Origin of the sequence: Shouchella shacheensis (assembly GCF_001484965.1) — a bacterium.
GTDB lineage: Bacteria > Bacillota > Bacilli > Bacillales > Bacillaceae_D > Shouchella > Shouchella shacheensis.
Genome location: NZ_LLYY01000007.1, coordinates 31148 through 43825 on the forward strand (window position 1 = coordinate 31148; position 12678 = coordinate 43825).

Annotated in this window: 10 protein-coding genes and 1 pseudogene; 10 read left to right on the top strand and 1 reads right to left on the bottom strand. The window is 41.6% G+C overall.

Annotated elements, in window-relative coordinates; translation table 11 throughout:
• Nucleotides 1-264: 264 nt before the first annotated feature.
• The 8 genes and pseudogenes from AVZ68_RS09350 to AVZ68_RS09380 all read left to right on the top strand — a co-directional run bounded on the left by AVZ68_RS09350 (nucleotide 265) and on the right by AVZ68_RS09380 (nucleotide 8189).
• Nucleotides 265-1114, top strand: a pseudogene (locus AVZ68_RS09350) (Rpn family recombination-promoting nuclease/putative transposase).
• 299 nt (nucleotides 1115-1413) lie between these two features.
• Nucleotides 1414-1566, top strand: coding sequence for a hypothetical protein (locus AVZ68_RS20200; RefSeq protein WP_157404622.1), 153 nt, complete (start codon nucleotides 1414-1416; stop codon nucleotides 1564-1566).
• A gap of 187 nt (nucleotides 1567-1753) precedes the next feature.
• A complete protein-coding gene (locus AVZ68_RS09355; RefSeq protein WP_059104283.1) occupies nucleotides 1754-2719 on the top strand; it encodes an L-lactate dehydrogenase in 966 nt (321 codons plus the stop codon).
• Nucleotides 2720-3745: 1026 nt separating this feature from the next.
• Nucleotides 3746-5104, top strand: a complete 1359-nt coding sequence (locus AVZ68_RS09360) for a TRAP transporter large permease subunit (protein WP_059104284.1) — start codon at nucleotides 3746-3748, stop codon at nucleotides 5102-5104.
• Nucleotides 5105-5122: 18 nt separating this feature from the next.
• The gene (locus AVZ68_RS09365; protein ID WP_059104285.1) at nucleotides 5123-5347 is read left to right on the top strand and encodes a hypothetical protein; all 225 of its coding nucleotides are present in this window, start codon (nucleotides 5123-5125) and stop codon (nucleotides 5345-5347) included.
• Between the two features lie 74 nt (nucleotides 5348-5421).
• Nucleotides 5422-6072, top strand: coding sequence for a FadR/GntR family transcriptional regulator (locus tag AVZ68_RS09370; RefSeq protein WP_059104286.1), 651 nt, complete (start codon nucleotides 5422-5424; stop codon nucleotides 6070-6072).
• 10 nt (nucleotides 6073-6082) lie between these two features.
• Nucleotides 6083-7009, top strand: coding sequence for an HpcH/HpaI aldolase/citrate lyase family protein (locus AVZ68_RS09375; RefSeq protein WP_059104287.1), 927 nt, complete (start codon nucleotides 6083-6085; stop codon nucleotides 7007-7009).
• Entirely contained in the window at nucleotides 6990-8189 is a 1200-nt protein-coding gene (locus tag AVZ68_RS09380) for a CaiB/BaiF CoA transferase family protein (protein WP_059104288.1), read from the top strand. Before AVZ68_RS09375 ends, AVZ68_RS09380 begins: the two co-directional genes overlap by 20 nt.
• Nucleotides 8190-8674: 485 nt before the next feature.
• On the opposite strand, the gene AVZ68_RS09385 is transcribed toward AVZ68_RS09380, so the two are convergent.
• On the bottom strand, nucleotides 8675-9568 hold the full coding sequence (locus AVZ68_RS09385; RefSeq protein ID WP_059104289.1) for a selenium metabolism-associated LysR family transcriptional regulator: 894 nt from the start codon (nucleotides 9566-9568) through the stop codon (nucleotides 8675-8677).
• Nucleotides 9569-9938: 370 nt separating this feature from the next.
• On the opposite strand from AVZ68_RS09385, the gene AVZ68_RS09390 reads away from it, so the two are divergent.
• Together AVZ68_RS09390 and AVZ68_RS09395 are read left to right on the top strand one after the other, a co-directional pair.
• Entirely contained in the window at nucleotides 9939-11009 is a 1071-nt protein-coding gene (locus AVZ68_RS09390; RefSeq protein WP_059104290.1) for a YeiH family protein, read from the top strand.
• A 421-nt stretch (nucleotides 11010-11430) separates the two neighbouring features.
• Entirely contained in the window at nucleotides 11431-12663 is a 1233-nt protein-coding gene (locus AVZ68_RS09395) for a threonine synthase (RefSeq protein WP_059104291.1), read from the top strand.
• The last annotated feature ends 15 nt before the right edge of the window (nucleotides 12664-12678 follow it).

The window sequence follows — 12678 nt, forward strand, 5'->3', positions numbered from 1 at the left end:
AACAAGCAATAGGGATTCCGCTATATTTTTCAACTCCGAAAGTTGAGTAACCGAACAGTAGAGGCTTTTGTTCCGTGATCGGCCAATTGCTCGATGAAATAGGGCTCCTTGAGCGAATTGATCATCTTTCATCCGTCAAAGAAGAAAACCACCTTTTTGGATAAAAGGAATCGGCGTGAATATTTACATTGAAAATAGAACAAACGTTTGGTATAATAAAAGAAAAAACGGAGGCTGGCTATGGAGAATGGCAATCGTAAAGAAATGCGAATCGACCATGACCATTTGTTTAAAGAATTGCTTCAAGATTTTTTCGAAGAATTTATTCTGTTGTTTTTTCCGAATGTTCATGAGGAAATTGACTTCGCCCATTTGAAATTTTTGGACAAGGAATTGTTCAACGACACGCTAAGACGGCGAAGCAAGGAAGTGGACATGGCTGTTGAAAACCAAGCTCAAAGGTGAAGACAGTTTGATTCTCGTCCATGTGGAGCAACAAGCTCAATACGAAAACGATTTTAATGAGCGGATGTTTCTATATTTCAGCCGTTTGCTGGAGGAGAATCCTGGCAAGCGAATTATACCCATCGCTTTGTTCAGCTATGACGATAAACATAAGGAAGAACCGACTACTTATGAGATGAGTTTTCCGTTTTTTCATGTGGTTAAGTTTAACTATCTGACTGTGGAATTAAAAAAGCTCAATTGGCGCGATTTTATACGACAGAGCAACCCGGTCGCAGGTGCGTTAATGAGCAAAATGAGGTATACTGAAAATGAAAAGATTGAGGTTAAAAAAGAATTTTTGCGAATGCTGGTGCGACTGGAAATCGATCCAGCAAGGAATCATGAATTGACGGCATTCTTTGAAACGTACTTAAAACTCACGGACGAGGAAGAGGATCGATTGCAGGAAGAAGTAAGAGATTTAAACCCCGAGGAGGAGGCGAAAGTTATGGAGTTAATGACATCTTACGAGCGAAAAGGAGCTAAAAAAGTAGCCATTAATTTGCTGTCCGATGGCATGGGTGTACGGAAAGTGGTGGAATTAACGGGTTTGACGGAAAAAGAAGTGGAGGAGTTAAACCGTCAAAAAAGCAGGAACAACGGATGAAGGCTATAGATCGAAGGCTCCTTTGCTGTAACATGTGAAGGGGTTTTTTCATTCTGCATGGTCGTTGGAGGTAATATGAATGCGGATACACCTCTCGCATCAACAGAAGATGTTCGTTGATCGGTATTTAGACGATCCAGGTGGGGGGATGATTTCACTCCAAGCGTTCATCTATGTCCAATTCATGAACATATTTGTGAAGTGTTTCACAAATGAAGCGAGATCGGCTATAATGAACGTATAAAGAAATTGTGAAGTGATTCACAAACAGAGTAAAGGGATGTAAGGGGGAAAGGACTATGGAGGTGTATGCGCGCATTCTCCGACGGTTTATAAATGAGAGGAGGCTATTTTTACACGCGATAGACGAGCGTGTCAGTAGTGCATTTGACGTTGGAGTGTATCACGATGTCGTGGAGGCATCTGTGGATCAATGGCGTCGCATCCTATAAAAGTGTTCGCCTTGATGTTCGTGCCGCTCTAAAGGCGGAATGGCCCGTTACCGTTGTACACAACAAGAGAGGTTCTTCCTTTGGGTTGGTGTTTTAATGGAGAAGACGTGCAAGAAGTGTACGAACGTGTATTTATTTTTGATTATACTTGTGAAATGTTTCACAAACATACTGGAGGATGAGCTGAATGGATAACAGAAAAAAAGTGAACCGAGTGGTATTGATTGGAGCAGGATTTGTTGGGAGCAGTTATGCATTTGCGATGATGAATCAAGGAATTGCTGAAGAGTTTGTTATGATTGATCTGGATCAAGCGAAGGCAAGTGGCGATGTGATGGATTTAAACCACGGGCTGGCGTTCGCGCCTGTTTCAACAAAGATATGGAAGGGGGAGTATCAAGACTGCAAAGAGGCAGACATTGTGTGCATCTGTGCCGGAGCAAACCAAAAACCAGGCGAGACCAGGCTGGAGCTCGTAGAGAAAAATATGACCATTTTTAAGGGACTTGTAAGCAAGGTCATGGCGAGTGGGTTTGATGGGATCTTTTTAGTCGCTACAAATCCAGTGGACATTTTAACACAAGCGACTCAAAGCTTCAGTGGTCTGCCGAAAAACCGTGTCATTGGCAGTGGGACGACATTGGACACGGCGAGGTTCCGGCACATGCTCAGCGAGTACTTTAACGTCTCAGAGAAGAATGTCCATGCGTACATTATCGGCGAACATGGAGACACGTCCCTTCCTGTGTGGAGCACAGCAACCATTGGTGCGGTCCCGCTGCAACAATGGGTAAAGAAAAAGGGCGCTTCCCACAGCCGTGATGTGGAACGCATCTATGAAGATGTTCGGGATGCAGCGTACGACGTGATCGAAAAGAAAGGTGCCACGTATTATGGGATTGCCATGAGCCTCGTGCGAATCACCAAAGCCATCTTAAAAGATGAACAGTCCATTTTAACCGTCAGTGCTCCCCTAGCTGGTGAATACGGCATAAGCGATGTATGCATTGGTGTACCGGCCATCATTACCCGCAATGGAATACACGAAGTGGTGGAAATGGACTTGAGCGAAGAGGAGCAAGAGCAATTTCATCATAGCGCTCAAACGCTGAAACGGATTTACGAGAACGCAGCAGCAACGGCAAAAAAATGAATGATAACGTAGGATACGACCCACTCGGAAATGAGCTTCTATACTGGATGATTATGCCTAATGCAAAAATATTTCAGCATCAGAATCTGCTTTCGCTGGTGTACGTGTGGCGTTTTTGGTTGTTATTATAACCGTCTTGTTTGATTTGGTTCACAATAGTAGTAAATATTCCCATTTATCCCCACTTGAATAAGGGCTATTGGATGCAATACCTACAATGCCCGACCCTTTGGGGTTGACAATTTTGTGTTCTCCTGTGTTTGAGGGTTTCCGCCATTGCATAGGCTTTTTTAGTTTGGACTTTTTTCATCCCACATTAGGCGTCTGGTTAACTTGAGTTCTATAGTGACTAGGCAACTAAGGCCATAGTATGGGTTTTGCTATTTTTAGCCAGAGGTGGCGTGTAACAGGTTTTTTGGATGAAATGTCAAAGATCTTTAGAAGAACTCCAACCCCCCCAGTGTGCGAAGGGATTGACCTGTTTTACGCGTCAATTCTGTGGGATGATTAAAGATCTTTTTTCGAAGGATAATAGTCAGACCTTTTATTTTGGGAATTAATGAAACTGTGTAGCACGATCAAAAACAAAGCATGGGGAAAGATCTGATTCACAAGCCGTGTATTATGAAGTTCCATTGTATACTACAAGAAACACAAAGGAGCCCTTAAATTGAAACCAAGCATTAGCCATCAGCAATCCAGTCCTTTGCTTCATCTTTCAGGCGAGCTCATGATTGAAAAAGGTATACCCTTTCATAAGCCCCTGAACAATCATTCAGACGCTACAGGAATTTTACTTTTTGTAGGGAGGAGAAGGGAGTTGCATCATTAATGACGTGCCTATGAGAATTCACCTCTATCGTTGTCTACAACTCGAGTTCGACATTGATGGGCACATTTGGAGGCCATTTAAATAAACTTTCGTGAATAAAATTATAAAAATTCATTGACTCTTAAGAATTAACGTTATAAGATACATATAAATTGGTTGATCCAATAATCCAATTAGAGAAAGGGTGAAAGAGTTTGGGGGTAGCTGTATGGGCTTTGATCGTCTATATTGCGCTAATTATATTCTGGGTCGTTGCATTAAAGAGAAACATTGGCGAAGCGATGATTGTCAGCTTTTTTGTAAGCGCTATATTTGGAGGGTTGACTGATCTTCCGAACCTGCTTTGGAACGGATTCATTTTTGGTGCTACACATGAAGTGTTATTCGCTGCGATGTCTTTCGTGTTCATGGCGTTTCTTATCGAACAAACCGGGATTATTCAAAGACTTATCTCGATTCTCAATTCGTTGCTGGGGAGGCTCCCTGGGGGCGCTGGTTACGTAGATACCATTGCTTCAGCTTTATTTGGAAGTGTCTCCGGTTCTGGGTCCGGAAATACGGCCTCAGTAGGAGCCATTACAATTCCTTGGATGATCCGAACGAACTGGCCTAAGCATATGTCAGCAACAGTCGCTGCCGGGAATGCTGGGTTAGGGATTTCATTTCCACCAAGTGGATCGGTGTTCATTTTACTAGGTATGGCTACTGTTGCTGCTTCAGTATCTGAAGGACAGTTATTCATTGCCTTATACGTTGCGGGAATATATACCTTAGGGTATCGTTTGCTCCTCACATGGTGGTTCGTTAAAAAGCATAAGATCGATGCGGTAGATCCGACAGGAATTCTTCCAATTAGACAGTCTTTAACTCAAGGTTGGAAATCTATGCTTATTTTCTTAGGAATTATTATTCCTGTGGCTGTAACCATTGGACCTTTGTCAGATTTTTTTGCTGGTAACCAACGCATCGGGGAGGACGCGGTAGATGCTATCTCCATCTTAACTTGGGTTCCGATCTTGATCATCATGATTTGTTTGGCCGTTGGGCGAAAGGCTTTACCTTCCTCTATTAAAGGTTGGTCGAGTTACTTGCAGAAAGCGGTGAAAGGTTTCTCAACGATTGGTGTTATCCTACTATTTGCCTTTGCCGCAAGTGATGTTCTCAATGAACTCGGATTGTCCGACCATTTAGGAAGTTTAATGGCTTCCGCAGACCTGCCGCTTTGGGGAATCATTGCTCTCGTCGGTGTTCTCATTGTATTGGTTGCTACGCCTTTAACGGCAACTGCCACGGTAACTGCGGTTGGTTTGGTTGCTTTTACAGCCCTAACATCAGCAGGTGTTGATCCTGTCGTAGCCACTGTTGCGATTCTCGTATTTGCTTCTACGGAAGGAGCGTCGCCGCCAGGTGCAGCACCAATTATGATCGCTTCGAGTATCGCGGATGAAAACCCGACAAAAACCTTTATTCCATTAATTGTTTATTATGTTATTCCAATTACGATTATTGGTTTGCTCATTGGTGTAGGTTGGCTGCCGGTCCCAACTGGTTGATAGAAGGGGGAATATTGGATGTATCGAATCATGTCTTTACTATTTAAAATCTTTTTATGTGGTTTTTTGTTGCTCGGCATGGTCATTGTGACGGTTCAGATGGTTGGTTTGATTATTCAAAGTGGTGATCTAGTGATTGCAATAAACGAAGTGCTAACAAAAACCGCCTATATTCTGAGTGCAATCGCAGCCGTGTTAGGATTTCTCTTGCACTATATGAAAAATTCTGCTGAAATTTCTTGAACCCTCATCACCCAGTCGTTATAGTACGTTAAGATTAGGTTAAATATAACGGCTTAGTTGAAGGAGAGGTTCATGTGATTGAGCATAAGAGGCTTTATGAACAAGTGTTGGATAAATTAATGGATAACTATAAACAAGGATTGATTCAAATTGGCGATCGAATTCCGCCGGAAAGGAAATTAGCGGAAACGCTTGGCGTCTCTAGAGGAACACTTCGTGATGCGTTCCGTGTCCTCGAATCAATGGGGATCATTCAAACGATCCCTGGAGGCGGGCGTATCTTGAAGAAGGAGCTTTCGACTTCAAAGGATGTATCGACGAAGAACCAGGAAATTATTATGGAATTGAAGAAAGCCGCGGTTCTTGAGCTGATTGAAGCTAGAGAGATAATGGAGGTTCCGATGCTAGATCTTATTATAGACCGTGCATCAGAAAATGATATCGAACATATGAAGACGATTCTTAAAGAGAAAGATATTGATTATTTATTTCATGAGACTTTAGCTGCGCTAAGCGGCAACACTGTTCTTTTAAACTTTACGAAATTAAATCTTGATTTGATCCATCAGGCGCGTTCGATCACCTACGTTCGAAAAGAAAAATACGATGAAGCCAATCGAGAGCATTGGGCTATTGTTGAGGCGGTCGAGCAACGTAATAAACAGCTTGCAAGAACGAAAATGATGGAGCATTTAGAGAACATTCGACAACGGCTCTATCGCTAAGGAGGTATTTATGAGAATCACTCGCTCTCGTTTAATTATTCCAATCAATGTGAAAAAGTTTGTCAATAACTCTTATAAACGAAATGCTGACGCGATTGTACTGGATCTAGAAGATAGTATTCCTTATGATCAGAAAGAAATTGCTCGGGATCTCATCCGCTCAGCGGTTAAGCCAGCTGCCGCTGGAGGAAATCGGCTGTATATAAGAGTAAATGCCGAAAAAACTGTACAAAAAAAAGATATACACGCCTCTGTACTTCCTGAGGTACATGGGGTAATCCTGCCAAAAGTAGAAACGAGAGAAGACATCGGAATAGTTGACGAACAATTGGATCAACTAGATCCAGAACAAAGAATACAGATTAGCGTCCTGATCGAAACGTCGAAAGGCATTCGCAATATTGATGCCATCCTTTCCGCCAGCACGCGAATCGAATCCGTATCATTAGGAGCAGAAGACCTCGCCTCTGAATTGAATTTAGGTAATGGTCCGCAGCGTGAAGAATTACTTCGCCATGTTCGTTACACGATGCTACTTTCCGCAAAAGCTCATCACGTTCAACCGCTGGCCTTGATGGGAAGCATTAGCAACTACAAAGATGTAGGCAAGGTGCGAGAGGCGGCTGTGAACGCCTATCAGCTTGGATTTGAAGGGAATAGCTGTATCCATCCAGGGCAAGTACAAATTCTAAATGACAGCTTCTCTCCCGATAAAGAAACAGCGGAGGAAGCACAGCGTTTAATTGAAGTATTTGAAGAAAGTGTAGCGCAAGGTCGAGCGTCAATGGTGTTTAAAGACAAAATGATTGATTATCCACATTATGAACAAGCAAAGCAGCTAGTTGAGTTTCATAATGACATTATCGCCTTTGAAACTAAAAAAGCGGACGCCAGAAAACGTTGGGAGGAGATGCAGCATGAAGAAGGGTCCTCTTGAAGGGTTAAAAGTCTTAGACGCCGCTACGATGCTGGCAGGTCCTTGGGCTGGAACACATCTTGCTGACTTTGGAGCCGAGGTCGTCAAGGTGGAGCATCCGACCTATGGAGATCACGCCCGGAATTATGGCAAGAAGAAAGGTGGAGAATCAGTATATTGGAAGTCACTGAACCGAAACAAACGGACAATCACATTAAATATAAAGGAATCTGAAGGACAGCAGCTGTTATTGGAAATGCTTCCAGAGTTTGATGTGATGCTAGAGAACTTCCGACCAGGAACATTGGAGAAATGGGGAATCGGCTGGGATGTCCTCTCCAAGGCCAATCCTTCGTTAATTCTGCTGCGGACATCGGGTTATGGACAAAGCGGCCCTTATTCGCAAAATGGTGGGTTTGGCACCGTAGCAGAAGCTATGAGTGGATTTACATCCGTCAATGGCGAACGGCGAGGCAAACCATTGCTGCCAGGGATTCCTCTTGCCGATGGAGTAAGCGGTGCATTCGGTGCACTTGGCATTATGATGGCAATTTATGAGCGGGACCGTGATCCTGAACGAAAAGGACAATATATTGATATCTCTTTGTATGAACCATTAATGCGCTTCTTAGAGCCGCATCTTATGGCGTATGATCAACTCGGCAGTATTCCAGAGAAAATGGGTAATGGCAGTGTTCAAACAGCCCCCCGTAACGCATATGAGACGAAAGACGGAAATTGGGTTGCCTTATCTGGAAGCACCCAATCCGTTGCGGCTAACGTGTTTAAAGCGATCGGGCAACCAGAACTCATTGAAGACGCACGCTTTGAAACCAATGAAGCCCGCTTAAAAAACGTTCAGGAACTGGATGAGATCATTGGCGGATGGATTGCGGAAAGAAACTTGGATGAAGTCATGAAGACATTTAATCAGACCGGTGCAGTCGTAGGTCCGATGTACACGATCGATCAAATGCGCGAAGATCCACATTTCATTCAACGGAGAACCTTTGTTGAAGTTGAAGACAACTTCTTTGGGAAAATGCAAATGCCGAATGTATTTGCCCATTTCTCAAAAACCCCAGGAAGAATCAACCATAGCGGTCAGACAAAAGGATCAGACAATGAAGCGTTTTATATTTCGGAGATGAAAGTCAGTAAAGAACGTTATGAAGAGTTGAAAGAGAAGAATATAATTTAGCAAGTATAGATAAGCGGAGCCCTCTTTACAGAGAGGGTCTTTTGTCGAAGGGAAATTGTGTAAAACTCTTAGAACCGTATGGAATTAAATATAAACAGATCCACAGTCTAAATAATGGCGATCATAACCAAAAGGTATTCACGGCCCGACTCATCAAAATCGCAGTCATTCGGTCAAGCAACTCCCTCGTCAAGTCACTGGGTTTCGTATTGTGTGTGGAAAAGTCTTACTTAAACAATAATTGATCCCCGCCTGCATCAAGGCAGGGACTAATTATTAACCATTACCACTTTTGCATAACATAATCCACTCAAGTTCTCCATCGCCAAGGCAAACAAAAATCCCGCAAACACGCATAGGAATGCGGCTTTGCGGGATTTTTAGACACAGGTGGCGTGTAACTAGGTTTAAGGAAGGTCTTCTCTTTTTCCGGGTTGTGGGATACGATACCATAGTGAAGAAATAGTGGGCAACAATTTTTAAAATTACATTTTATTATTACGCAATAATTCGAGGAATTTTTCAGACGGAGATTTTAATATGGCTCCACGCTTATACACAACATAAAAATGCCTAGAAAAGAACACGTTTGGTATTTTGTATGTTTTCAGTACTCCTAGTTTCAGTTCTTTATAAATGGAATTTTTTGAAATGATGGAAATACCTAAACCTGATTCCACGGCTGATTTTATTCCCTCTGTACTCCCCAATTCTAATATAACATTTAAGTCATCCGTGCTTATACCGGATTCTGTTAAATACTGGTTCATTACAGCTCTTGTGCCGGAATCTTTTTCTCTTACAATCATAGGTGTCTTAACCAAATCATCTAGGCCAAGCTCCATTTTACCTCCATCAAAAAACCCGTTTTTGGCGATGATAATTAATTCATCTTCCATAAAAGGTTCAAGGACTAATCCAGGGCTTTCAAGAGGAGCCTCAATTAATCCTATGTCCGCTACGTTATCATTAATCATGTTTAAAATTTGTGTACTGTTTACTATTGCCGCACTTAGTTCAATTAATGGGTATTTCTCTGTAAAGGTTTTCAATAAATTTGGTAGGATATTTTCTCCGATGGTAAGGCTGCAAGGGATAAATAAATCCCCATGCACCTTCCCTAATAAGTTGGCTATCTCTTTTTCTGCTTCTTCGCTAAGGTTAATGATTTTTGTCGCATAGCGGTAAAGTATTTTTGCTGCGGGGGTTAATTCTACTTGTTTTGTGGTTCTTTCAAACAGTGTAGTGCTTAACGATTTTTCTAAAGATTTAATTTGGGACGTAATGGTTGGTTGAGAAAGGTATAGTTTTTTTGCTGTTTCAGAAAAGCTCTTCCTTTCGGCAACCGATACAAAAGTTTTCAAGTGTTCGTAATTCAATATACTCACTTCTCCTTTTCAAATGACTCAACCCATTGAGCTATAACATGTAGCCTAAAAGAAGCCCTGTATGTATTGAATACTCAACAGATCAGAACAACTTGTTTCATTTTATTTGTTCTAAGTAAAGGTTGAACCAAACTACTCAAAAAAACTTGATGGAAAGCTTGTATTAGTTATCTAGAACCTGTTTTAAGTTTATATGGCTTTTAAAAATCTGTCCAATATAGCGAAACTATGTAGCTGTCTGTAACAGTTGTCAAATATGCTTATAAGCCCTTTTAATATTTTTTTAAATAATTTCTATTACATATCCTTATAAATTCTCCTTGGGTTTCTGTGCTATATTTTAAAAAGAGGGGAGGCCAAAATGGAAAATCGAAAAATCTCGGATAGGATAGACGAGGAATATTCTTTAGCGAGGCCAGAGAAAACAAAAAAAAATGAAGAACAGATGTCGTGGTTGCCTTGGGTTGGTGGCATTGCATTTACCTTCTTCATTGCATTGCTGGGGCTTGGCTTATCTGAAATATGGGAGTTTAATCGCATAGGTCCTCTTGCTTGTGCCATTATCATTGCGATAGTTTGCCGACAGATTTGGGACTATCCTGAGAAAATCCGTCCTGGTATAGAGTTTTCTGCTAAAAAGTTATTGCGCTTTGCCATAGTGTTATACGGATTACAATTGAACATCAATGTCATTTTCAGCCAGGGTCTCCCGTTATTATTGGTCGGCACGGGAGTAATCGTCTTTGTTATGGTAACGATGATGCTCGTGGCGAAATGGCTAAAAGCAGACTTTATATTATCTCTTTTGCTTGCGGTAGGTACAGCGGTTTGTGGTGCAGCAGCAATTGCAGCAGTATCCCCGATAATAAAGTCAAAAGAAGAGGACACGGCTATTGGAGTAGGAATCATCGCATTAGGGGGGACCATTTTTTCTTTATTATATACAGTTATTCGTCCTTTGCTGCCGATCTCCGCTCTAGATTATGGTGTTTGGTCGGGGATAAGCTTGCATGAAATCGCCCATGTTGCCTTGGCAGCTGCACCTGCTGGGGAAGATGCGTTAGCAATGGCATTATTAGCTAAGTTAGGACGGGTGTTTTTATTAATCCCGTTGTGCTTTGTCTTAATGTACTGGATGAAGAAACGAAATAAGAGTGAAACGGAAAAGACCAAGGTTTCGTTTCCGTGGTTCCTGATTGGTTTCATCATCACCAGTATTTTGGGGAGCTACGTAATCGGAGAGTATATTCAAGTTCCGTCCTATGTTATTGATGGTATTGTAGGCCTCTCGACTTTTATCTTGACGATGGCTATGGTGGGTCTTGGGCTGAATGTGAGTTTTAAAGCGATACGGGCAAGAGCTTCTCGTCCTTTAATTGCTATGCTGATTACGTCAGTACTGTTGTCTGTTATATCATTTATTGTTGTGTAAGATCCACTGGATTTGAGGGGTCCCTAGCTGTTCAGTATATATATATTAAAATTTTTGAAGAAAAGGATTAAAAATATCAATAACTGATATTTGGTATTGTTGTAAAAATTGTGTTGACTACCCTTTCACGTTATGCGATACTGTACACCATTCAGAATCCACAAATTTATATCCTGAAAAGAGGAGGTATAACAAATAGAGACTGCTAGACAAGTTTCAGAAATGAGCTTATGATAATTGAATCTTGACTTGATGTTTAACGGCAATAATTGTAATCGCTGTCAAGTGTATGCATGTAATTGAATTAAACTTGGTTGAGATCGCTTGCAGTAACGTTAAAAGGAAAAGATATTTTTCTGGGAAGTAGGTCTTGGACCTTTAAGATAAATGTACATCAAATTATATTATAGGGGTTGATCACATGAAATACAGTTTTATCTCCAATCTTTATTGTCCAAAGTGTGGGAATACGTTTAATACAAAGGAGCAACACCAATTGTGTACTTGTGGGGCCCCGTTACTTGTTAACTATGATCTAGAAGGTGTAAAGAAGAATCTTTCACCAGAAGATTTAAAGGAACGAACTAATACACTATGGAGATATCATGAATTACTTCCTGTAGAAGACGAAGATAACATGGTTTCTTTGGGCGAAGGAATGACTCCATTAGTTTCATTGCCACAGTTAGGGAAAGACATGTCTATGAAGAATTTACTTATGAAAGATGAAGGACTTATTCCTACAGGTACATTTAAAGCCAGAGGAGCCGCTGTTGGCGTGTCTAAAGCAAAAGAGGTTGGGGTGAAGGAATTAGCCATGCCTACCAATGGAAATGCTGGAGCAGCTTGGGCGTTATATGCTTCTAGGGCAGGGTTACAATCAACAGTTGTAATGCCAGATGATGCTCCAAAAATTACTAGAAATGAAGTAGCTTCTTCTGGGGCCAATCTGTATTTAGTAAATGGACTGATTAGTGACGCGGGGAAGATTGTTGGCAAAGCAGTAAAAGACCACGATCTTTATGACGCCTCCACGTTGAAGGAACCATATCGTATTGAAGGTAAAAAGACGATGGGCCTTGAAATTGCGGAACAATTAAATTGGAAGATGCCTGATGTGATTTTATATCCAACAGGTGGGGGAGTCGGTCTAATTGGGATTTATAAAGCACTAAATGAATTAAAGGAAATTGGCTGGGTCGTAGGAAAACTTCCTAGATTGGTGGCTGTTCAAGCAACTGGCTGTGCACCTATCGTGAAAGCGTGGGAAGAAGGAAAAAGTGATTCGGAGTTTTGGAATGAATCGGAGACACTTGCATTTGGGATCAATGTACCAAAAGCATTAGGCGATTTTCTTGTACTGGATGCTATTTATAAAACGGATGGTTGTGCGATTGCCATTGATGATGAGTCAATGGTTCAGGAGCAAGAAAAGGTTGCACGCTTGGAAGGTAGTTTTGTATGTCCTGAAGGGGCAGCAGCGTTCGTTGCTACTCGTAGATTACGGGAACAAGGGTGGATCCAAGAGGAGGAGACGGTAGTAGTTTTAAATACGGGAGCAGGAATTAAGTATCCTGATACCGTTCAAGTAAACCCAGAAATGTTAGAGAAAGACGATGTTATACGAAGAGTAGAAAACGTAATAAATAAGTAATTACTTTACTTTGAA